The organism is Paraburkholderia sp. CI3 (genome assembly GCF_050436505.1).
GTDB classification, from domain to species: domain Bacteria; phylum Pseudomonadota; class Gammaproteobacteria; order Burkholderiales; family Burkholderiaceae; genus Paraburkholderia; species Paraburkholderia tuberum.
The window spans coordinates 2,495,752-2,516,720 of sequence record NZ_JBNDMI010000004.1; the positions used below are offsets into that span (position 1 = coordinate 2,495,752).

A 20,969-nucleotide genomic window follows, 5' to 3' on the forward strand; every position below is an offset into this window, starting at 1 on the left:
CGCCGGCCGTCGCGGGATCGCCCACCGCGGGATCGCCCGCCGCGGGATCGCCCGCCGCGGGATCGCCCGCCGCGGGATCGCCCGCCGGTTCAACGAAATGCGTTGATCCGGTCGCGGGTGTCCTTCGCGGCCTGCGCGGCCGCTTGCACGAAATCGTCGCCCCTGCCCGCGTAGATGATCGCGCGCGAAGAGTTGATCAGCATGCCGGTGCCGTTCGCGGTGCGTCCGGCGCTCACGGTGGCCTGCACGTCGCCGCCTTGCGCGCCGATGCCCGGAATCAGCAGCGGCATGTCGCCGACGATCCCCCGCACCACTTCGATTTCCTTCGGAAACGTCGCGCCGACCACGAGCCCAAGCTGGCCGCTCGCATTCCACTTCTGCGCGGCCAGTTGCGCGACGACCTGATACAACGGCCGACCGCTTGTCTCGAGAAACTGCAGATCCGAGCCACCCGCGTTCGACGTGCGACACAGCACGATCACGCCCTTGCCTGCGTGCTCGAGATACGGCTCGATCGAATCGAAACCCATGTACGGATTGACCGTCACCGCGTCGGCCTGGTAGCGCTCGAAGGCCTCGCGTGCGTATTGCCCGGCCGTGCTGCCGATATCGCCGCGCTTGGCGTCGAGAATCACCGGCAGGCCCGGATGGTTCGCGTGAATGTGGGCGATCAGCTGCTCGAGCTGCTCTTCTGCGCGATGCGCGGCGAAGTAGGCGATCTGCGGCTTGAACGACGACGCGTACGGCGCGGTTGCATCGACGATCGTGCGGCAGAACTCGAAGATCGCGTCGGCGCGGCCCGCGAGCGCACCCGGGAATTTGCCGGGCTCGGGATCGAGGCCAACGCACAGCAGCGAGTTCGTGCGCTGCCAGGCGTCGTTGAGTGTCTGGATGAAATTGGACATGATGAGTCTCGCGGCGAGCCGGTAATCGGAGGAGGCGCGTATTTTACCTGTCCCACGAAAGCCGTCCATCGATGGCGGTCACCGCGCGGCCTGCGCCTCATAGGCGATAGCAGCGCCAGGCCGCCCGTTCGGACGTTCGTCCGGCCGGCGGCCCGGCGGCTACGACTGCGGCTACTGCCTGCGCCGCGCGCCGCGCCCGCCCGGCATCGAGCGCAGTCCAGTCCGCTCGACCGTGAAGCGGAACGTGCGCGTCAACCGCTCGCCGCGCTTGAGCAGCGTCATGCCGTTTTCGCTCGCGCCGCCCGCCAGGTTCATCGCATTGATCGGATGATCGACCGGTTCGAAGCAGAAGAAGTCTTCGCCGGGCGGCGTGTACAGCACGTAATAGTCGGTGTCGGCGGCGATGTTCAGCGACAGACGGCGCTTCGGCCATACCACTGCCGCCTGGCCGCTCCAGCCGGTGAACGCGTGATTGACGATCGTCTCCGGCAGCGGATACGCGACGCCGAACTGCCACGCCGGGGGCGCCGGCACGTGGCGCACCGGCAGCCAGTCGTCGCCCGAGAGCCACAGGCCGCCGGCCGCCGCCGACAGCTCGGTGTCCGCGTCGCGCACGAAGAACGGATGCACGCCGAGCCCGAACGGCAGCGTCTCGCGGCCAGCGTTTTCGATGTCGAGCGAGACGACCAGCGTTGGGCCGTCCAGCGTGTAGGTTTGTGTCGCGCGGAACGCGTACGGCTTGCCGTCGCTGCGGTCGAGCGCGAGACGCACGTGCTCGCGGCCCGCGTCGAGCACCTGCCATTGCGCGAGCCAGCCGTCACCGTGAATCGGCAGCGGCTCGTCGGCGCGGTTGCGCGGCACCTCGACGCGCCGCCCGGCCACGCTGAAATGGCCGCCGCCGATGCGGTTCGAGTACGGCAAGAGCGGATAGCAGGCCAGCTGGTTCGGTTGCGTATCGACACCGACGTGACTGCAGCGCCGGAAGATCGGCGTCAGCGCGCCGTCGTCGCGCCAGTCGAAGCGGGTCACGCCGCCGCCGAGCGTCGGCGCGACATCGAGACGCAATTGCGAGTTGGCGAGCGTGATGCACGCGACATCGCCGGCGCTGCCTTCGCCGAGGGCCACCGCCGACGTGCTCGGGCCCGCCAGCACGGGATTGGCGGCCGCGGCGAGTCGCGAGCGTCGCGTTTGAGAGGTTGGGGATGAGGCTGAAACGAGATTCGCAACAGTCATATCTGGCTCCATCGAGAGGCGTGGGACGTTGCCGTCAGGGTTGACGGGAGTGGCGGGCGACTTTTTGTGACCAATTCGCCTCGAGTCCGAACTGCATGCTGCCGATTCGTTGCCGGCCGGTCGCGGGCGTATTGCTCGCGGACCGAAACTGCCACATCGACTTCTGCTTCACCTTCAGGATCGCGGCCCCGGCGTGCGGCCGGGGCTGCGTCATTCTGCGCTAGATAGGCGCGCCCTGGAACAGCGGCTCCGCAACACCGCGCCGCGCGAGCGTCGCGACGAACAGGTCGCCCGCGAGCGTATCGGCCGCGCGCGCCGTCGCATCGAGCTCGGCGTAGGCGCTCGTGATGTACAGCGTGTCGAGCGCCGTCTCGCCCTGGGCGCTGCCCGTGGCCTGGCCGAGCGCGGCACCGCCGATCGCGACGCAGCTCGGCTGCGTGGTCGGCACGTCGATGCGCTCGGTTTCCACGCCATCGGGACCGTAACGCACCACGCGCGCGCCGCCCCATTGCGCGTTCCACAGGCCGCCGTCGCTGTCGACGGTCGAGCCGTCGGGGATGCCGTTCGCATCGGCCAGGCGAGTGAACAGGCGATCGTTCGCGATGCCGCCGTCCGCGCGATAGTCGCACGCGCGGATTTCACGCGTCGGCGAATCGCAGTAGTACATCGTCGCGCCGTCGGGACTGAATGCGATGCTGTTCGAAATCGCCGGCGCTGGCAACGGTAAACGTTCGAGCGACAGATCGTGATTCAACCGATAAAAGCCGGCGACCGTCTGCCGTTGCCCGCTTTCGTCCTTGGTGCCGAACACGAAACGCCCTTGCCGATCGCAGCGGCCGTCGTTGACGCGCGTGTTGAGACCGGGCTCGACGTCGACGATGCGCTGCGTGCCGCCCTTCTCCAGATCGAAAAACGCGAGGTGCGATGCGAGCCCGAGCAGCACGTAGCGCGGGTTTTCGCACAGTGCGAAGGTGGCGAGCCGCTCGGGCATGTCGAACGAATCGCTGCGGCCGTCGGCCGGATCGTAGCGCCACAGCCGCGCGCCTTCGATGTCGGTCCAGTAGAAGCGGCCGCTCCTCGCGCACCAGGTCGCGCCTTCGCCGAGCTCGCATTGCGCGTCGAGCAGCAGCGTGGCCCGCTGCACGCGCGGGCTGGCGCTCACGCCCAGCCTCCGTCGACGACGATGTCCTGCGCGGTGATCATGCGGCTGTCGTCGGCGGCGAGGAACAGCGCCATGCGCGCGAGGTCGGCCGGCATCAGCTCGGCGTCGATGCACTGGCCTTCCTTGATCTGGCGGCGGCCGTTGTCGTCGAGCCACAGGCGCAGCTGCTTGTCAGTCATCACCCAGCCCGGCACCAGTGTGTTGACGCGGATATTGAAGTGGCCGAGGTCGCGCGCGAGCCCGCGCGTCAACCCCTGCACCGCCGACTTCGACATCACGTACACCGGATAGCCGCCGTTCTTCAGCATCCAGCTGATCGAGCCGAGGTTGATGATCGAGCCGCTACGCGCGGCCTTCATGTCCTCCATCACGGCCTGCGCCGCGAAGAACTGATGGCGGATGTTCACGGCGATGCCCGCGTCGAACGACTCGCGCGTCACGTCGCCGATCTGATGGCGCTTGTCGTTCGCAGCGTTGTTGATGAGCACCTGGATCGGACCCAGCGCGGCCTTCACGTCGGCGATCGCTTTTTGCAGAGCGTCGACGTCGGTCAGATCGCAGGCCAGAAACAGCGGCTTGTGCTTCGAATCGCCGAGCTGATCGGCGAGCGCTTCGCCCGCGCTCGCGTCGATATCGAAGAACGCGACGCGCGCGCCCTGCGCCGCGAAGTGCTCGACGAACGATGCGCCGATGCCGGTCGCGCCGCCCGTGATCAGCACCGTACGGTCGACGAGGCTCGGATAGCGCGCGTACGCGGTGTCAGCGAGGCTGGCGTTTGCATTGGCCGGAGACGACATCGTTCGATTCCTTTATGAGCTTGGATGTGCTTGGGATGGGGTGAAAGCGACTCAATCGCGCGAGCCGCGGTTCTTCAACTGGTCGAGCAACACGGCCGCGAGCAGGATCGCGCCGCGCACCAGGTACTGATAGAACGCGTCGATGTTCAGCAGGTTCATCACGTTCTCGACCGTACCCATGATCAGCACGCCGATCACGACGCCGGAGATCGTCGCGCGGCCGCCCAACAGCGACACGCCGCCGAGCACGCACGCGGAGATCACGTTCAGCTCGAAGCCTTCGGCGGCGTTCGGCTGACCCGACGTGATACGCGACGCGAGAATCACGCCGGCAAGCGCGGTGACGGCACCCTGGATCAGAAAGATGTAGACGCGCGTGCGCTCCACGTTGATACCGGCGAGCCGCGACGCTTCCGGATTACCGCCGATCGCCAGCGTATTGCGGCCGTACACGGTCTGGTTAAGCATCACGCCGAACACGATGAAGCAGATCAGCGTGACCCAGATCGGCAGCGACACGCCGAAGAACGTCAGGCCGCCGAGCGCGATGAACGTATCCGACGACACACCGACCGCCTGCCCATGCGACACGATGAAGCCGAGCCCACGGACGATTTCCATCGTCGCGAGCGTCGTGATCAGCGCGTTGATGCGCAGATAAGCGATCACCGCGCCGTTGACGAAGCCGATCACCGCGCCCGCCGCGACCGCCGCGATGATCGCGATGACCGTGCTGTTGGTCGCGTTGAGCACCATCGCGCACAGCACGCCGGCGAACGCGACGGTCGAGCCGACCGACAGGTCGAAGTCGCGCGACGCGAGGCAGAACATCATCGTGCACGCGACCATGCCGATCTGCGAGATCGACAGCGCGAGGCCGAGCATGTTCTCGATCGAGAAGAAATGATCGACGGTCAGCGACATCGTGACGAACATCAGGATGAAGATCACGATCAGGCTGTATTCGGTGATCTGCTGCCACCATTTGGCCTTGTCGCCGGTCTGCGGAATCAGCGCGTCGGCCGCGCTCTTGGCGGTCTGCTGCGCGAGGTTTTCTCTGGCTTGCATGTTCAATACTCCTCCCCGTTCCCCACGGGTTGCGGACTCGCGTCCGGATAAGGTTCAGGCCGCGCGCGACGCGCTCTGGTTGGCGGCGCTGGCGTTCGCGTTTTCAGGCAGCGCGGTCGAGCTTTGCGGCAGCGCGAGGCTCAGCACCGACTGCTCGGTCGCGTCCTTGCGCGCGAGCTCGCCGGAAATGCGGCCCTGGCGCATCACGACGATCCGGTCGGACACGCCGAGCACTTCCGGCAATTCCGACGAAATCATCACGATCGCGCAGCCGCGCTCCGCGAGCTGATAGATCACGTTATAGATCTCGTGTTTCGCGCCGACGTCGATGCCGCGTGTCGGTTCGTCGAGAATCACGACTTTCAGATCGGGCTCGGCGAGCCAGCGCGACAGAATCGCCTTCTGCTGGTTGCCGCCCGACAGGAAGCGGATCTTCTGCCGCCGATGCGGCGTCTTGATCTTCAGCAGCTTGATGAAACGATCCGCCGTCTGCGCCTCCTTCTTGCGATCGAGAAACACGCCCGCGCGCAGATAGTGACGGCGGCAGCTGATGTTGATGTTCTCCGCGACGCTCGCCATCGCGACGATGCCCTCTTCCTTGCGATCCTCGGGGCACAGCACGATGCCGTGCTTAATGGCCTCGCCCGCGCTGCGCACCTTGATCGGCTTGCCGTCGAGTATGAGTTCGCCGCCCTTGCGGTGCTCGGCGCCGTACACCAGATGCATCAGTTCGCTGCGGCCCGCGCCAACGAGTCCGAAGAAGCCGACGATCTCGCCGCGCCGCACCTCGAAGCTCGCCGGCTGCGCGAGCGGATGACCTTCGATCGCCTTCGCCGCGAAGCGCACTTCACCGAGCGGCCGCGCCGAATAGCTATAGATGTCCGAAATTTCGCGCCCGACCATCTCGCTGACGATCGTGTCGCGCGACACGCCTTCTAGCGTGGCATGCGACGCGACCTTGCGGCCGTCGCGGAAGATCGTGCACGCGTCGCACAGCTCGTAGATCTCGTCCATCCGATGCGAGATGTAGATCATCGCGCGGTTGTCGGCGCGCAGATCGCGCACCAGCTTGAACAGCACCTCGGTCTCGCGGTGCGACAGCGAGCTGGTCGGCTCGTCGAGCGCGATCACGCGCGCGTTGCGCATCAGCGCCTTGCAGATTTCGACCATCTGCCGCTGCGCGATCGACAGCTTGCGCAGCTTCGCGTTCGGATCGAGCGCGACGCCCATCGCTTCGAGCCGCTCGCGCACGAAGCGCTTCGCCTCGCGCTTGTTGACCCAGCCGAGCGCATTGGGCAGCTGGCCGAGCAGCAGATTCTCCGCGACCGTGAGGTCGGGCACGTACTGCAGTTCCTGGTGAATCACCGCGATGCCGGCACCGATCGACGCGGCCGCGCTCGGAAAGCGCACCTCGTTGCCGTCGATCAGCATGCGGCCCGAATCGGGCTGATACTCGCCGCCGAGAATTTTCAGCAGCGTCGATTTCCCGGCGCCGTTTTCGCCCATCAGGCCGTGCACCTGGCCGACGTTGACGTCGAAGGACACGCCGTCGAGCGCACGCACGCCTGGAAAAACCTTGCCGATATTGTCAAAACGTAGCGTCGCTGACACTTCGCCTCCTTGTCGACCGGAGTTAGCGCTTTAGCGCTTACTCCGGTCCCATGCAGTTTCATCGCGGTCGACCGGAGTTAGCGCTTTAGCGCTTACTCCGGTCCCATGCAGTTTCATCGCGGTCGACCGGAGTTAGCGCTTTAGCGCTTACTCCGGTCCCATGCAAGATATTGCTGCTTCATGTTGACCGTACGCGTATCGCGCGCGATCCGTCTGTCTCCCGCAGATCGTCTCTCGCCGCCGGCGCGCCGTCCCCTGCGCCAGGCAGGGAAAGCGACGCGCCGGCGGTGTACTTCATACCACCGCAAGTCTTGCGATTACTTCGACGCGAGGCCCATCTTCTCGCGCACTTCGCCGACGTTGTCGCGCGTCGCCAGCATGCCGGTCGTCAGCGTCAGCAGCGGCGGTTCCTTGCCCTGCGTGATCCACGCGTACATCAGTTCCGAGGTTTCCTCGCCGTGGCGCTTCGGGCTGATGATCACGGTGCCGTAGAAGCCCGTCGGCTGCGGCTTCTTGAACTCGTTCATCGCGGACTCCGAACCACCGATGCCGATGCCGATCATGTTGTCGGCCTTGAAGCCACGGCCTTCAGCCGCACGCACCGCGCCGAGCACGCCTTCGTCGTTCAGCGCGTAAGCGACCCAGTGCTTGAACTGCGGGTTCTTCGTCAGCGCGATGTTGGCGGCGTTGAACGCGTTTTCCGTGTCGGTCTTCGCCTGCGGCGCGGTGACGATGTTCGCTTTCGGGAAGCCCGCGGCGACCAGCGCGTCGGTTGCGCCGGTGGTGCGGTCATGCGCGGTCGGCAACTGCTCGTAGGTCACGTCGATCGCGCCGACGTCCTTCATGTCCCAGCCGCGCTTCTTGATTTCAGCCGCGATGCCGTCGCCGACCTGCTTGCCGATGTTATACGCCGAGATGCCCATGTGCGGCACCGCTTCGATCGGCTTGCCCGCGCCGTCGACGAGGCGGTCGTCGACCGTCATCATCTTCAGGCCGTCCGCCTTCGCCTTCGCGACGATGCCCGGCCCGAGCTTGACGTCGGGTGTGCAGATCACGAAGCCCTGTGCCTTCTGCGCGGCGAGGTTATCGATCGCGCTCATCACCTTCTCGCCCGACGGCGCGCCGATCTTCACGAGCGTGAAGCCCTTCTGCTTGGCGGCCATCTCGGCGAACTTCCATTCGTCCTGGAACCACGGTTCTTCCGGCTGCTTCACGAGGAAGCCGATCTTGACTGAATCGGCGGCCTGTACGACCGGTGCGTTGAAGAGCACACCCGCCGCCGCCGCTGCCAGCGTGAGGAAAATTCTGCGTTTCATAATGCGTGTCTCCTGACTAATTGATAACGAGAAGGTAATCGGCCGCGTCTTCTTGTACCGGTCTGACACACGCGGCCAGCGCGTCGTCCGGTGTTCTGTGCGTCTTTTGGCGACGCAAATTCAGTCGTGGTAAAGCACCGAGCGCCCGCCATCGACGGTGATGCAGCTCGCATTGATGAACGGCGCTTCGTCCGACGCGAGGAACACCGCGGTCATCGCCACCTCCTCCGGACGGCCGATGCGCTTCATCGGCTGCAGATCGAGTGTCGCCTGCTTCGCGGCGGCCGGATCGGACTGCTCGTTCCACCAGTCGTGCGTCAGCTGCGTCTCGATGTAGCCCGGCGCGATCGCGTTCACGCGCACGTTGCGCGGCGCGTACTCGATGCCGAGCGCGCGCGTGAGGCCAATCACGCCGTGCTTCGCGACCGGGTACGGAAAGCAGCCCGGAATGATCTTGAACGCGTGCGTCGACGCGATGTTCACGATGCTGCCCGCGCCACGCTCGACCATGCCCGGCAGCACCGCGCGACAGCCGTTCCACACGCCGTCGAGATCGACCGCGAAGCAGCGCCGCCAGTCGGCGTCGGTCATCGTCAGCGGATCGCAGAACACGTTGATGCCCGCGTTGTTGACGAGGATGTCGAGCACGCCGAACGCGCGTTCGCCCTCGCTGACCGCGTGCCGCACCGACGCCGGTTGCGTCACGTCGGTCTGCACCGCGAGCACGCGCGCGCCGGCGCCGGTGCCAACTTCCGCCTCGATCTGCGCGGCCGTGCGCTGCGCCGTGTCGAAGTCGAGTTCCGCCAGCACGACCGCCGCGCCTTCGCGCGCGAACGCCAGCGCGATCGCCGCGCCTATGCCACGTCCAGCGCCCGTCACGAGAGCGGCTTTGCCGGCGAGCCGGTTCATTTCTTCACGCCCGCGCGGGCGATCCGCAGACCGTTGATGAACGCCTTCGCATGCGACGCGGTCACCGCCGCGCTCTGGCCCGGCTTGTACAACGCCGAGCCGAGGCCGAAACCGTTCGCGCCGGCGCTCAGGAACGGCCCCATGTTGTCCGGCGTGACGCCGCCGACCGGCACGAGCGGCACCTGCGCGGCGATCACCGCGCGCCATGCCTTGACGACCTGGCAGCCGAGCTGCTCGGCGGGGAACATCTTCAGCACGTCCGCGCCGTTCTTCAGCGCGATGAACGCCTCGGTCGGCGTCGCGACGCCGGGCGCGCAGGCGAGGCCCCGCGCCTTCGCGGCGATCACGACTTCCGGATCGCTGTGCGGCATCACGATGAGTTCGCCGCCCGCGGCCTTCACGTCGTCCACCAACAGCGGATGCAGCACCGTGCCCGCGCCGACGATCGCGTCGGCCGGCAGCACCTTGCGGATCGCCGAGATGCTGTCGAACGGCTGCGGCGAATTGAGCGGTACTTCGACGATGCGAAAACCGGCTTCGTACAGGGCCTGACCGTGATCGGCCGCGTCGGCGGGCGTGACGCCGCGCAGGATCGCGATCAGCGGACAGGCTTCGAACGCGGCGATCAGACCCGCGTGCGGCATGTACGGTGCGGGCAGATTGATGTGTGGTTGCATGTCGGTTCCTTGTTTCGTGAGCGTCGTAAAGGGCTCTGCCGCCGGTCAGCCTGCGCGCGCCGCCTGGGCGGACGGCCGGACGAGCCCCGCTTCGACGGCGACGCGCCACAGGCCGCGTTCGGTTGCATGCCTGACCGGCTCCGCGCGCAGACAGCCGAATTGCGCGAGTGCGAGGCGGTAGCGCTCGCACAGCGCGTCGTTGCCGATCAGCCGCAGACTCTGCTGCGCGAGCGAGCTGCCTTGCTGCGCGAGTACCGCTTCGAGGCCGGCGAGTTCGTGCCCGATCAGCAGGCCCGACAGATAGTCCGGCTGTGCCTCGCTCGGCAGCGCGCCGGTCAAGCCGAGCGTGCGCGTGCTGAACACGGTCGCGAGCACGCCTGCCTGGCCCTTCTCGCGCGCGATGTTCACGCCGCGCAGAAATGCTTCGGTATCCGGGCGATCGGGCGTGATCATCGTGCGGCCGAGAATCGTGTGCTCGCGCAGCGCGGCGAACACCTCGCCGGTCATGAACGTATGAAAACGCTCGATGCGCTCCGCCTGCACGACCGCCCATTTCGCGTGCGTGCCGGGCAGGCCAATCAGCGAGCGGGCGTTGCTGTCGACCGAGTTCGCGTCGTGCGCGCCGTCCGCGTCCGCGCTGAGCGCGCCGAAAATTTGCGTCTCCTCGCCGCGCATCACGTTCGGCAATTCACCGCGTTGCAGCACGCCCGGCACGATATGCAGTGTCGCGCCGCGCGCGGTCTGCACGCGGACGATACCGGCCACCAACGCATTGGCGTTCGCGGGTGTCTCGACATACGGCGCTTCGAGCCAGCCCTGCGCGCTGCCGACCATCCCCGCCGCGATCACCGGCACGCCGCGCGCATGGTCGAGCCATGCGCCGCAGGCGTCGTCGAACGCGGCGTCGAAGCCGCCCTCGGCCGCGCCACGCGGCAGATTCATGATGCCGGCCGTCGATGCGCGCGTCGCCAGCACGCGACCGTGCGCGTCGAACAGATAGGCGCGCAGCGACGTCGTGCCCCAGTCGAGCGCGATCAGCGCGGCGTGCGTGAAATCGACGGCGGCGGTATCGGCGGCGGCGGTCGCGTCCGGCTTCACGCCCGAGGTGGGCGCGGCGGGCGCCCGGTGGTTCGCCAGCGTGGCGGTGCCCGCTTGTTTCATCGCTTGATCCTGCGCGTGGCCGGTCGCGGTGCGCGCCAACCGAGTTCTTCCGAAATCGCGCGCGCCTCGCGCTGCACGACCGGAATCAGTTCGTCCATCCGTTCGAGCGGCATATAGGGAATCGTGCTGGCCACCGACAACGCCGCGACGATCGCGCCCGACGCATCGCGCACCGGCGCCGCGACGCAACGGATCGCCGCTTCGTTCTCTTCGAGATCGAACGTGTAGCCGCCGGCCGCGTAGTTCGTCATGCGCTGCAGGAAGGTCGGCGCATCGGGGCGGTTGTCCGGCTTGAAGCTGACGCCCGCGAGCGCGCGGCGCGACGCGTCGAACAGCGACTGCCATGCGTCCGGCGCGAGGTCGAGCATCATCGCCTTGCCGATGCCGGTCGACGCGAGCGGCATCCGATGGCCGACGCGCGAGCGCATTTCGAGGCCGCGCGTGCCGGGGATCTTGTCGATGTACAGCACGTCGTCGCCGTCGCGCACGCCGAGGTGGATCGTGTCGAGCGTCTGCTCGGCCAGCGACTCGAGGTGCGGACGCGCGACGGCCGTCAGCGGCATCTGTTCGAGCGCGATCGTGCCGAGCTCGATCAGCTTCGGCCCGAGCAGATAGCCGCCCTGCACCTGCCGCAGATAGCGCGCCTGCACGAGGCTGCTGACGAGCCGGTGCGTGGTGCTGCGGGTCGTGCCGAGCGCGGCGCCGAAGCTGCGCAGATCGCGCACACCGGCCGCGGCCGCCTCGAGAATCGCAAGGCCGCGCAACAGTGTCTGCGTGCCGGCCTGCTGCGGTGTGATTTCCAGCAGCGTGACCGGCAGTCCGAGACCGTCGACGGTCGCCGCGCGCGCCACCGGGCGCGACGCCCTCGCGGTAGCGGACGCACTGGCGGCGACATTGGCGGTGACGGCTGAAGCCTCGCGCGGCGCGGAATTCAGCGCCGGATTCGCGGCGCTGTTCGGCCCGCCGTTCGAGCCCTGCGCGGCCTCGGTCGCGCTGGCGGCGGGAGTGGGCATCGCTTTGTTCATGGCGATTCGCCTTCGGATGGTTTCTGCGCTTAGCGCGCGGGGCCGGAGAACAGGGCGGAAACGGGTGCGGCGCCGCGCTCGCGCGGCTGCTGTGGTTGGCTGCCAGACATGGTCGGTCTCGTCTCCGGTTTTTTTCTGTCGCTGTTCGCTGTTTCGGCGCGCTGGGGCGCCGACTCGCGATGCATGTTGGCTTGGATTGTAGGGCGACTTTTGAGAATCACCAATATGTGAATGTTGAGTCCATATAGTGAGATTTTAGTGGGCGATCGAGTGTTTAGCGAACTGTCGCGATCGCGGTCTGCTGACGCAAAAAAGCCCGCGCGAGGCGGGCATCGAAGCAGGACAACGGGATCGAGGGCTCTTTCAATCCGGCAATTCAGCCGCGCCCATCCGCCGCGCAATCACGCGCGCGCGTTGTGTGAGATACGCCGAATTCCTGTGTTCATCGAAATACCTGGGGCGTGGCAGCATCACCGCGAGCCGCGCCGACTGCGCGGCCGTGAGCTTGCTCGCCGAGGTCTTGAAGTAGTACTGCGCGGCCGCCTCGGCGCCGTACACGCCGCTGCCCCATTCGACCGAGTTCAGATAGATCTCGAAGATGCGCTGCTTGTCCATCAGCGTTTCGAGCATCCACGTGATGATCAGCTCCTGGCCCTTGCGGATATAGCTTTTCTCGCGCGACAGAAACAGGTTGCGCGCAAGCTGCTGCGAGATCGTCGAGCCGCCGCGCACGATCCGGCCTTGCGCCTTGTTGCGCTCCCACGCCTGCAGGATCGCGTCGGTTTCGTAGCCTTTGTTGTTGACGAAGTTCGCGTCCTCGGACGCGATGATCGCGCGCTTCAGGTTGCGGGAAATCTGATCGTACGGCACCCACGTTCGCTGCACCGACAGATCCGGCCGGTCCTGCGACAGACGCCATGCGTCCGAGCGCATGAACGCGGTCGAGCGCGGATTGACGACGTTCCAGATTGCGATCTGCGCGAAGTAGTACGCCTGCGTCGCGAGCCAGGCGATGGCCACGACCGCGGTCAACCAGGCGAGCCAGCGCAGCGGGCCGGACTGGCCGCGCGAACCGCTGGCGCGCCGCGTCGCTGTCATGGTGCGTGCTATCCGCGCGCCGACGTTACGCGGGCGACGGCGCCGTCAGCAGCGCGCGCAATTCGGCGAGCACCGGCGCACTGTCCGGACGCACGCCGCGCCACACATGGAACGATTCGGCGGCCTGCTCGACCAGCATGCCGAGTCCGTCGGCGCCGCGCGCGCCGAGTTTCGCCGCGTGCTGCATGAAGATGGTCGGATGCGCGCCGTACATCATGTCGTAGGCGAGCGTGCCGTTGCCGAACGCGCGATCGTCGCACTCGGGCAGCGACGCATCGAGGCTGCCCGCGGTCGCGTTGACGATCACGTCGTACTGGCCCGCTTCGATCGCGCGGGCGCTGCCGCCGGTCAGACGGCAGTGCGCGCCGCTGGCAGCCTGCGCGAACTGGTCGACCAGCGCTTCGGCCTTCTGCGCCGTGCGATTGACGATCGTCAGCGTATGCGGTGCGCGCTCGAGCATCGGCAGCACGACACCGCGCGCGGCCCCGCCCGCGCCGAGCAGCAGGATGCGCGCGCTTTTCAGCGACACGCCGAGATTCACCTCGATGTCGCGCACGAGGCCGAAGCCATCAGTGTTGTCGCCGTAGATGCCGTCGGCGTCGACCCGCAGCGTGTTCACCGCGCCGGCCGCCGCCGCGCGCGGCGACAGCGTGTTCGCGAATGCATGCGCGTCGAGCTTGAACGGCACCGTCACGTTCAGGCCGCGTCCGCCCGCTTCGATGAACGCGCGCACGTGCGGCACGAACGCGTCGAGCGGCGCGAGCAGATGACCGTACTCGACCGGCTCGCCGGTTTGCGCGGCGAAGCGGCCGTGGATGAACGGCGACTTGCTATGCCCGACGGGGTTGCCGATGACCGCGTAGCGCTCGCGCGTTGGGTTGCCGCTCATCGTCCCGGCTCCGTGATGTGTTGGTCGCGGTCGGCGTTGTTCGCGGCGTTGTTCGCGGCGTTGTTCGCGGCGTCGTTGCCGTCGCCGGTCGCCGCGGATTCGTCTGCGCTGGGGTTGTCGTTGGGATTGCCGCCGTCGGCTTCGGCTTCAGCTTCGGCTTCGCTTTCGGCGCTGTCATCGGATGCGTCGAGCAACTCTTCCTCGCTCTCGTCCTCGCCTTCTTCGGCTTCGCCGCCGCTCGTCACGGTCGGTGCATCGAGCACGTGCAACAGACGCACCGACGCTTCGATCGTCAGTTCATCGATCGACATGACTTCCATCTGCAAACGCGTGCCGCGCGCATGCACGCCGAGGCCCGGCACGTGCAGCAGCAGCGGAATTTCCTCGAGACGCACGAGATCGCCCTTCACGACCGACGCGACCACCTGCTTGCGATTTTCCTGCGTGAGCCAGCGCAGACACCAGAAGTACTCCATGCGACGCTGATAGTCGGCGTACGCGGTGTAGGTGTCGTCGAAGCCTTGCACGACCGCGAACAGATCGGCGTCCTTCGGCTTGAACGGCGCGGCGAGCTTGGCGGTCACGCCATGCTGCACGCACGCGATCAGCTGCCACTGATTCACGAGGTCGACGTAGCGGCGCAGCGGCGACGTGCTCCACGCGTACTGCGTGACGCCGAGCCCTTCGTGCGGCGCGGCGTTGGTCTGCATGCGTGTGCGCTTCGGGCCGCTCGGCACGCCGAACGCGCGCTGCGTGCGATAGATGCCCGGCACGCCGTGATCGTGCAGGAACCCGCCCCACGACGAGTTCGCGAGAATCGCCAGCTCGGCGACGATCGTGTCGAGCGGCGAGCCGCGCCGGCGCGGCGTAATCGTGACATGCTCGCCGTCGACGTAGAAATTGAAGTCGGTATTGCGCTGCACTTCGCGGCGCAGGCCGTAGCCGGCGCGCGCGGTCTGGCGCTTTTCGAACAGCGCTTGCGCGAACGGCCACAGCACGGCGATATCGTCCTTGTGCGGATACTCGCCGGTGCCCTCGGCGAGCGCCTTCTCGGTGACGATTTCGTCGAGCGTGTTGTGGCGCAGATTGTTCTTCACGAACACGCGCTCGGCGCGCGTTTCGCTCGCGACGATCTCCTGCGTCTCGCGATTGACGATCACGTACAGCGACAGCGCCGGCCGATACCCACCCTCGGCAAGCGTGAAGGTGTCGACGACGCTGTCGGGCAGCATCGTGATCTTGTCGCCGGGCATGTAGACCGTCGACAGACGCGCGCGCGCAATCGCATCGACTTCGTCGCCACGCTGGATGCCGAGCGCCGGCGCGGCGATGTGCACGCCGATGCGCACACGGCCGTCGGCCAGATGCTCGACCGAGAACGCGTCGTCGATTTCGGTCGTGGTGATGTCGTCGATCGAGAACGCCTCGACGTCCGCCTGCGGCAGATCGTCGGGCACGTTCGCGGCCGCGACGGACGGGAAGCCGGTGCCGTGCGGGAAGAACTCGGACAGGAATTTCGCTTCGTGCAGCGCGCGCGGCGACGCGATCGCGCCGCATTCGAGCATCAGCCGCGCCTGCGAGATGCCGCGCGCGGCCGCGGCGCCCTCGAGCGCCTTGTACTCGATCGTGTTCTTGTCGGGCTTCGTCAAGAGCGCGAGCCCCTTGCCGCCCGCGAACGCTTCAGGCAGACGGCCTGCCTTCAGCTCTTCCTCGTACTGCGCCTGCACGAGAGCCTGCTGACGCTTGCGCTCGAGGCCCGCGAGCGCCATCTTCAGCTGCTCCTGCGGCGCGCGCTGGTACATGCCGCGGCCCTTGCGGCGGAAGTACACCGGCGAGCCCTGCATGCGCAGCACCAGCGCCGCGCGCTCGATCGCGCCGAAGCTCGCGCCGAAGTACTCGGCGCCCAGCGTCGCGAACGGGAATTCATCGTCCGGCGCGCATTCCCACAGGAAGTCCAGATCGATCTCTTGCGCCAACGCGTCGGCCTGCTGCATCAGTTCGGCCGCGGTGGGCTTCTCGAACTCGATCAGCACATCCTTCGCGCGCACCTTCGCGCGCCGCCCGCCCGGCAACTCGACCTGAAACGCGTCGCCCTGGCGCGACAGCACGCTGCCGGCCTTGAAACTGCCCGATTCCTCGAAGAAAACGTTCACTCAATACTCTCGTTCTGACTTGCGTCTGCCGTCGCGCCCGACGCCCTGTGGCGATCGATCACTGCATGCGCGGCACGGCAACCTGTTCGTGATAGTGAATCCGCGGCGCGCACTGCGCGTGCCAGCGGGTTGAATCTTGCGACCAGCGATGGCGGTCGGTGTGTCTTTCCGACTGACGTCCTGGCAGGGTTCGATGCCGCCGCTCTTGCGTGCCGTCAGGCCGCCGCGCGCGGCGCCGGCGGCTCGACGTGTTCGGCGTCGCAAAAGGCCAGCACGTCGTCGAGATACTGCGCGAACTCGCTGATCGCGTGGTCGCTGCCCTCGATCAGCGTGGTGCGCGCGCCCAAATAGTGCGCGAGCATTTCGCGGTAGTCGAGGACTTCGTCGCCGGTGGCTGCCATCAAATAATAGCGTTTGGGCTGCGTGATCGACGCGACGCCGAGCGCGCGCAATTCATCCAGATGATGCAGCTCGACGACGATGCTTCCGCCACCGTGCCACAACGGCTGCTCGCCGAGATACGCGCTCAGGTCGCGCTGCGGCGCGACCGCCGGGTTCAACAACACGGCCGGCCAGCCGTGTTTCTCGGCCAGATGGGTGGCGAAGTAGCCGCCGAGCGAACTGCCGATCACGGTCACCTGCCGCGCATCGCCCTTCGCGCGTGCGTCGGCGACCAGCGATTCGGCGAGCGCCACGGTTTCGAACGGCGACACCGGCAGCATCGGGCAGCACCACTCGTCGGCGCGACCCAGCTCGGCGAGACGCGCCGCGAGCAGGCGCGCCTTGAACGAATTCGGCGACGAACGGAAACCGTGCAGATACAGAATCACGACGCGCCTCGCGTCGAAAGACCGTCGAGCAGTTTCTGATGCACGCCGCCGAAGCCGCCGTTGCTCATCACCAGAATCTGGTCGCCGGGGCGCGCCGCGTGGACCACCGCCTTCACGAGCGCGTCGAGGTTGTCGAACGCCTGCGCCTTGCCGTCGAGCGGCGCGAGCGCTTCGCCGAGGTTCCAGCCGAGCGCGTCGCGGCCGCTCGGCGCGCCGTAGCCGAACACGAGATCGGCGTCGGCGAGGCTCGCCGGCAGTTGCGCTTTCATCACGCCGAGCTTCATCGTGTTCGAGCGTGGTTCCAGCACCGCAAGGATTCGCGTGTTGTCGCGGCCGACCCGCGCGCGCAGGCCGGCCACCGTCGTCTCGATCGCGGTGGGGTGATGCGCGAAGTCGTCGTACACGGTCACACCCTCGACGCTGCCACGCACTTCCATGCGGCGCTTCACGTTGCGAAAGCCGGACAGCGACTTCGCGGCCTGCGCGGGCGGCACGCCGACATGGCGCGCGGCGGCGATCGCGGCGAGCGCGTTCAGGCGGTTATGCTCGCCCTGCACCTGCCAGTCGACCACGCCGACGCGCTCGCCGTTGTGATAGACGGCGAAGCGTTCGTCGACGGGCACGCCCTGCTCCGCCGCCTGGATCTCCCAGCCGCCCTGGACGCCGAAGCGCTCGACCTCGCTCCAGCAGCCGCGCGTCAGTACGCGCTCGAGCGCGTCCTCGCGGCCGTTCGTGACGACGCGGCCGAGGCGTGGCACCGTGCGGATCAGATGATGGAACTGCGTTTCGATCGCGGCGAGATCAGAAAAGATGTCGGCGTGATCGAATTCGAGATTGTTCAGCACCGCCGTTTTCGGGCGGTAATGGACGAACTTCGAGCGTTTATCGAAGAACGCGGTGTCGTATTCGTCGGCTTCGATCACGAAGAAGCTCGAATCGGTGAGCCGCGCCGACACGCCGAAATTCAGCGGCACACCGCCGATCAGGAAGCCCGGGTTCAGGCCCGCATCTTCGAGCAGCCAGGTCAGCATCGAGCTCGTGGTGGTCTTGCCGTGCGTGCCGGCCACGGCCAGCACCCATTTGCCGTTCAGCACGTGCTCGCCGAGCCACTGCGGACCGGACACGTACGGCAGGCCGCGGTCCAGAATCGCTTCCATCAGCGGGTTGCCGCGCGTGACCACGTTGCCGATCACGAATAGATCCGCGTTCAGGCCGTTCAGTTGGTCCGCGTCATAACCCTCGATCAGACCGATGCCTTGCGCCTCGAGCTGCGTGCTCATCGGCGGATAGACGCCGGCGTCGCAGCCGGTCACCGTGTGGCCCGCATTGCGCGCGAGCACCGCGAGACCGCCCATGAAGGTGCCGCAGATGCCGAGGATGTGGATATGCATAAGCCTGTCGTGCCGCGGGGGCGTTTCTTGCGAGGGATGAGAGAGCCACAGGACGGTCGGAACGACCGTCTGCAAAGGACGCCTATTGTAACCGACGCGACGCGCGCTGCCCCCTGCCGGCCACGCCCGGCGCCGCCCCGTGCGGGCCGCCGAACCGCGTCGCAGGCTCGATCGAGTATCATGCAAGGATGGTCCGCAAATCACATTTCGACCCGCAGCGCCTGCGCGAGGAAATCGCAATCGCGGCGGCACGCCTGATTGCCGAAGACGGCCTGGATTACGCCAGCGCGAAGCGCAAGGCGGCCCGGCAGGTCGTCGGCGAGACTCGTGTTGCCGGCGAATGGCTGCCGGACAACGATCAGATCGAAGAAGAAATCCGCGAATATCAGGCGCTGTTCCAGAGCGACAGCCAGCCGGCGCTGCTGCGGCGCCTGCGCATGATCGCGGTCGACTGGATGGAGCGGCTCGCGCCGTTCAATCCGTATCTGACGGGCGCGGTGCTCGGCGGTACGGCCGGCGAGCATTCGGATGTGCATCTGCAGGTGTTTTGCGACAACCCGAAGGAAGTCGCGATCTACATGCTCAATGCAAACATCCAGTACGACGTGTCGGAAACGCGCCACTTCGCGGGCCGCGGCTACGTGGAGACGCTGAGCTTTCTGTGGCGCCCCGCGGGCGAGCGCAACGCCGAGCCGGTCGGCATCCACGTCGCGCTGTACGAAACCGACGACCTGCGTGGCGCGGTACGCGCCGACGCGCGCGGCCGCACGGCGCGGGCCAATTTGCCGGCGGTGCAGGCGCTGCTCGACGGCGACGAAGTGCCGTCCTTCACCAATTGATCAGACAGAACGGAGCACGATGAACACGAGACGTATGCTGGCGGGCGCGGTCGTCGCGCTGATTGCCGCGGGCGGCGGCGTACTGGCCAATCACTGGCTCAATCGCGGTTCCGACGTCGCGTACGCGGCGCAGGCCGGAGCGCAGCCTGCCACCTCTGCGAGTCCCGTGCAGCAACTGTGGACCGCGCCGGTCACGAACGTCGACGGCAAACCGCAGTCGCTGAGCCTGCTCAAGGGCCACCCGATCGTCGTCAACTTCTGGGCGTCGTGGTGCGCTCCGTGCGTCGAGGAAATGCCGGCGCTGTCGCAGATCCAGCGCGAGTATGCGAAGAAAGGCATCCAGTTCGTCGGCCTCGGCGTCGACTCGGAAAAGAACATCCAGACCTTCCTGCAGAAGGTCAAGGTCGCGTACCCCGTCTACGTGACCGGCTTCGGGGGCGCCGACCTCGCGCGCGCGTTCGGCAACAATGCGGGCGGTTTGCCGTTTACCGTCGTGATCGACGCAAAAGGCAACATCCGCTCGACAAAATTGGGCCAGATCGACCCGACGGCGCTGCGTCAGACGCTCGACGCGCTGTAAATTTCCCGATTTCCCACGCTGCGCTTTTTGGCATGCGATTCCGTGCAGAACGAGCAAAAATACACGGATAATTCCCGAATTTGAGTGAAGTTGGACCCAAGGCTGCGCCGCGGCCCGCGCCGGCCGTCGCCGCGTACGCGCGCGAAACTAGACAAGTTTCTCTAATCAGCGCTAAAGTGCGCGCAATTCCACGGAAAAAGAAGCGACCATGACGCGACTGCTGGTACTGCACGGACCCAACCTCAATCTTCTCGGCAGCCGGGAACCCGAGGTCTACGGTCGCGTGACCCTGCCGCAGATCGATCAGGCGCTGGCGGACCGCGCAGCCGACGCAGGCGTCGAACTCGCGTCGTTTCAGAGCAATCACGAAGGCGCACTGGTCGACCGTATTCAGGCGGCCCGCACCGAGCAAACCGATTTCATCCTGATCAATCCCGCCGCGTACACACACACGAGCGTGGCCATTCGCGACGCACTGGCGGGAGTCGGCATCCCGTTCGTCGAGATTCATCTGTCGAACGTGCATCGCCGCGAACCGTTCCGGCATCACTCGTATTTCTCCGACCAGGCTGAGGGCGTCATTTGCGGCCTCGGCTGGAAGGGGTATCTGTACGCGCTCGAATTCGCGCTCGACCGGCTCGCGGCCGGGTCGTCGCGCGGCTGAATCCAAACACGTCCAATTTGAGCCGGCTACTGCGACTTGCACACGCCGGCACACTACGCATTGAAAAGGGGCACCCTGATGGATCTACGTAAACTCAAAACTCTGATCGACCTCGTTTCGGAGTCCGGTATTTCCGAACTCGAAGTGACCGAGGGCGAAGGCAAGGTCCGCATCGTCAAGAATGCGCCGCCGGTTTACGTCCAACCGTCCGCCTCATACGCCGTACCGCAATTCGCACAACCGGCACCGTTCGGCGCTGTCGAAGCACCGGCAGCCCCCGCGGGCGCTCCGGCCACGCCGGCCGCCGCCGCACCGCAGGGTCACGTCGTCACCTCGCCGATGGTCGGCACGTTCTACCGCGCGCCGTCGCCGGGCGCCGATCCGTTCGTGCAGGTCGGTGACACGGTCAAGGAAGGCCAGACCATCTGCATCATCGAAGCGATGAAGCTGCTCAACGAGATCGAGTCGGACAAGTCCGGCGTGGTCAAGGAAATCCTCGTCGAAAATGGCCAGGCGGTCGAATACGGCCAACCGCTGTTCGTGGTCGGCTAACGCGGCACGCACTATTTGCCGCCCGCGCGCCGCTCGTCCCGAGGCGCGCGACCGATCCTCTGCGGCAGCCGGCGTCGTGACCGACCCGGCGCCTATTGATGAGTCGAAA

20 protein-coding genes are annotated in these 20,969 nt (G+C 66.7%); 4 read left to right on the forward strand and 16 right to left on the reverse strand.

What is annotated here, in order from left to right; all coding sequences use genetic code 11:
• Nucleotides 1-89: 89 nt before the first annotated feature.
• The 16 genes from pyrF to mpl form a co-directional block, all read right to left on the reverse strand.
• A complete protein-coding gene (gene pyrF, locus OKW29_RS32935; protein WP_429293950.1) occupies nt 90-905 on the reverse strand; it encodes an orotidine-5'-phosphate decarboxylase in 816 nt (271 codons plus the stop codon).
• Nucleotides 906-1,076: 171 nt separating this feature from the next.
• Nucleotides 1,077-2,138, reverse strand: coding sequence for an aldose 1-epimerase (locus tag OKW29_RS32940; protein ID WP_429293951.1), 1,062 nt, complete (start codon nt 2,136-2,138; stop codon nt 1,077-1,079).
• 220 nt (nt 2,139-2,358) lie between these two features.
• Complete coding sequence (locus OKW29_RS32945; RefSeq protein WP_429293952.1) at nt 2,359-3,300, reverse strand: SMP-30/gluconolactonase/LRE family protein; 942 nt, start codon at nt 3,298-3,300, stop codon at nt 2,359-2,361.
• The gene (locus OKW29_RS32950) at nt 3,297-4,097 is read right to left on the reverse strand and encodes an SDR family NAD(P)-dependent oxidoreductase (RefSeq protein WP_090801880.1); all 801 of its coding nucleotides are present in this window, start codon (nt 4,095-4,097) and stop codon (nt 3,297-3,299) included. Before OKW29_RS32950 ends, OKW29_RS32945 begins: the two co-directional genes overlap by 4 nt.
• Before the next feature lie 51 nt (nt 4,098-4,148).
• Complete coding sequence (araH, locus tag OKW29_RS32955) at nt 4,149-5,165, reverse strand: L-arabinose ABC transporter permease AraH (RefSeq protein ID WP_184022903.1); 1,017 nt, start codon at nt 5,163-5,165, stop codon at nt 4,149-4,151.
• Between the two features lie 54 nt (nt 5,166-5,219).
• Nucleotides 5,220-6,776: an L-arabinose ABC transporter ATP-binding protein AraG gene (gene araG, locus OKW29_RS32960; RefSeq protein ID WP_429293953.1), complete on the reverse strand. Its 1,557-nt coding sequence runs from the start codon at nt 6,774-6,776 to the stop codon at nt 5,220-5,222.
• A gap of 317 nt (nt 6,777-7,093) precedes the next feature.
• Entirely contained in the window at nt 7,094-8,092 is a 999-nt protein-coding gene (locus OKW29_RS32965; RefSeq protein ID WP_184050969.1) for an arabinose ABC transporter substrate-binding protein, read from the reverse strand.
• Between the two features lie 120 nt (nt 8,093-8,212).
• Nucleotides 8,213-9,001: an SDR family oxidoreductase gene (locus OKW29_RS32970; RefSeq protein WP_429293954.1), complete on the reverse strand. Its 789-nt coding sequence runs from the start codon at nt 8,999-9,001 to the stop codon at nt 8,213-8,215.
• The gene (locus tag OKW29_RS32975; protein ID WP_184066819.1) at nt 8,998-9,678 is read right to left on the reverse strand and encodes a 2-dehydro-3-deoxy-6-phosphogalactonate aldolase; all 681 of its coding nucleotides are present in this window, start codon (nt 9,676-9,678) and stop codon (nt 8,998-9,000) included. Before OKW29_RS32975 ends, OKW29_RS32970 begins: the two co-directional genes overlap by 4 nt.
• Nucleotides 9,679-9,723: 45 nt before the next feature.
• Complete coding sequence (locus OKW29_RS32980; RefSeq protein WP_429293955.1) at nt 9,724-10,839, reverse strand: 2-dehydro-3-deoxygalactonokinase; 1,116 nt, start codon at nt 10,837-10,839, stop codon at nt 9,724-9,726.
• Nucleotides 10,836-11,864, reverse strand: a complete 1,029-nt coding sequence (locus OKW29_RS32985; RefSeq protein WP_429293956.1) for an IclR family transcriptional regulator — start codon at nt 11,862-11,864, stop codon at nt 10,836-10,838. The genes OKW29_RS32980 and OKW29_RS32985 overlap by 4 nt, the downstream gene beginning before the upstream one ends.
• 363 nt (nt 11,865-12,227) lie before the next feature.
• Complete coding sequence (gene mtgA / locus OKW29_RS32990) at nt 12,228-12,962, reverse strand: monofunctional biosynthetic peptidoglycan transglycosylase (RefSeq protein ID WP_184022897.1); 735 nt, start codon at nt 12,960-12,962, stop codon at nt 12,228-12,230.
• Between the two features lie 25 nt (nt 12,963-12,987).
• Nucleotides 12,988-13,851 (reverse strand): shikimate dehydrogenase, encoded by an 864-nt coding sequence (gene aroE / locus OKW29_RS32995; protein ID WP_429293957.1) that lies wholly within the window; start codon nt 13,849-13,851, stop codon nt 12,988-12,990.
• Nucleotides 13,848-16,004, reverse strand: coding sequence for a ribonuclease catalytic domain-containing protein (locus OKW29_RS33000; RefSeq protein WP_429293958.1), 2,157 nt, complete (start codon nt 16,002-16,004; stop codon nt 13,848-13,850). Before OKW29_RS33000 ends, aroE begins: the two co-directional genes overlap by 4 nt.
• 215 nt (nt 16,005-16,219) lie before the next feature.
• Entirely contained in the window at nt 16,220-16,834 is a 615-nt protein-coding gene (locus OKW29_RS33005; protein WP_429293959.1) for a YqiA/YcfP family alpha/beta fold hydrolase, read from the reverse strand.
• Nucleotides 16,831-18,225: a UDP-N-acetylmuramate:L-alanyl-gamma-D-glutamyl-meso-diaminopimelate ligase gene (gene mpl / locus OKW29_RS33010; protein ID WP_429293960.1), complete on the reverse strand. Its 1,395-nt coding sequence runs from the start codon at nt 18,223-18,225 to the stop codon at nt 16,831-16,833. Before mpl ends, OKW29_RS33005 begins: the two co-directional genes overlap by 4 nt.
• 188 nt (nt 18,226-18,413) lie before the next feature.
• Here mpl and OKW29_RS33015 point away from each other — a divergent pair, with 188 nt between their 5' ends.
• The 4 genes from OKW29_RS33015 (at nt 18,414) to accB (ending at nt 20,860) form a co-directional block, all read left to right on the forward strand.
• A complete protein-coding gene (locus tag OKW29_RS33015; RefSeq protein ID WP_429293961.1) occupies nt 18,414-19,064 on the forward strand; it encodes a UDP-N-acetylmuramate--alanine ligase in 651 nt (216 codons plus the stop codon).
• Between the two features lie 19 nt (nt 19,065-19,083).
• The gene (locus tag OKW29_RS33020; protein WP_184022891.1) at nt 19,084-19,644 is read left to right on the forward strand and encodes a TlpA family protein disulfide reductase; all 561 of its coding nucleotides are present in this window, start codon (nt 19,084-19,086) and stop codon (nt 19,642-19,644) included.
• Between the two features lie 208 nt (nt 19,645-19,852).
• The gene (aroQ, locus tag OKW29_RS33025; RefSeq protein WP_090801901.1) at nt 19,853-20,308 is read left to right on the forward strand and encodes a type II 3-dehydroquinate dehydratase; all 456 of its coding nucleotides are present in this window, start codon (nt 19,853-19,855) and stop codon (nt 20,306-20,308) included.
• Between the two features lie 78 nt (nt 20,309-20,386).
• The gene (accB, locus tag OKW29_RS33030) at nt 20,387-20,860 is read left to right on the forward strand and encodes an acetyl-CoA carboxylase biotin carboxyl carrier protein (protein ID WP_090801903.1); all 474 of its coding nucleotides are present in this window, start codon (nt 20,387-20,389) and stop codon (nt 20,858-20,860) included.
• Nucleotides 20,861-20,969: the final 109 nt, after the last annotated feature.

Excerpts from the sequence above, each read along its gene's own strand:
- araH (WP_184022903.1), bottom strand. The coding sequence starts at position 5,165 with ATGCAAGCCAGAGAAAACCTCGCGCAGCAGACCGCCAAGAGCGCGGCC.
- OKW29_RS33015 (WP_429293961.1), top strand. The coding sequence starts at position 18,414 with ATGGTCCGCAAATCACATTTCGACCCGCAGCGCCTGCGCGAGGAAATC.
- OKW29_RS32985 (WP_429293956.1), bottom strand. The coding sequence starts at position 11,864 with ATGAACAAAGCGATGCCCACTCCCGCCGCCAGCGCGACCGAGGCCGCG.
- accB (WP_090801903.1), top strand. The coding sequence starts at position 20,387 with ATGGATCTACGTAAACTCAAAACTCTGATCGACCTCGTTTCGGAGTCC.
- OKW29_RS32975 (WP_184066819.1), bottom strand. The coding sequence starts at position 9,678 with ATGCAACCACACATCAATCTGCCCGCACCGTACATGCCGCACGCGGGT.
- OKW29_RS32980 (WP_429293955.1), bottom strand. The coding sequence starts at position 10,839 with ATGAAACAAGCGGGCACCGCCACGCTGGCGAACCACCGGGCGCCCGCC.
- mtgA (WP_184022897.1), bottom strand. The coding sequence starts at position 12,962 with ATGACAGCGACGCGGCGCGCCAGCGGTTCGCGCGGCCAGTCCGGCCCG.
- OKW29_RS32965 (WP_184050969.1), bottom strand. The coding sequence starts at position 8,092 with ATGAAACGCAGAATTTTCCTCACGCTGGCAGCGGCGGCGGCGGGTGTG.
- mpl (WP_429293960.1), bottom strand. The coding sequence starts at position 18,225 with ATGCATATCCACATCCTCGGCATCTGCGGCACCTTCATGGGCGGTCTC.
- pyrF (WP_429293950.1), bottom strand. The coding sequence starts at position 905 with ATGTCCAATTTCATCCAGACACTCAACGACGCCTGGCAGCGCACGAAC.
- OKW29_RS32970 (WP_429293954.1), bottom strand. The coding sequence starts at position 9,001 with ATGAACCGGCTCGCCGGCAAAGCCGCTCTCGTGACGGGCGCTGGACGT.
- OKW29_RS32950 (WP_090801880.1), bottom strand. The coding sequence starts at position 4,097 with ATGTCGTCTCCGGCCAATGCAAACGCCAGCCTCGCTGACACCGCGTAC.
- OKW29_RS33020 (WP_184022891.1), top strand. The coding sequence starts at position 19,084 with ATGAACACGAGACGTATGCTGGCGGGCGCGGTCGTCGCGCTGATTGCC.
- aroE (WP_429293957.1), bottom strand. The coding sequence starts at position 13,851 with ATGAGCGGCAACCCAACGCGCGAGCGCTACGCGGTCATCGGCAACCCC.
- OKW29_RS32940 (WP_429293951.1), bottom strand. The coding sequence starts at position 2,138 with ATGACTGTTGCGAATCTCGTTTCAGCCTCATCCCCAACCTCTCAAACG.
- aroQ (WP_090801901.1), top strand. The coding sequence starts at position 19,853 with ATGACGCGACTGCTGGTACTGCACGGACCCAACCTCAATCTTCTCGGC.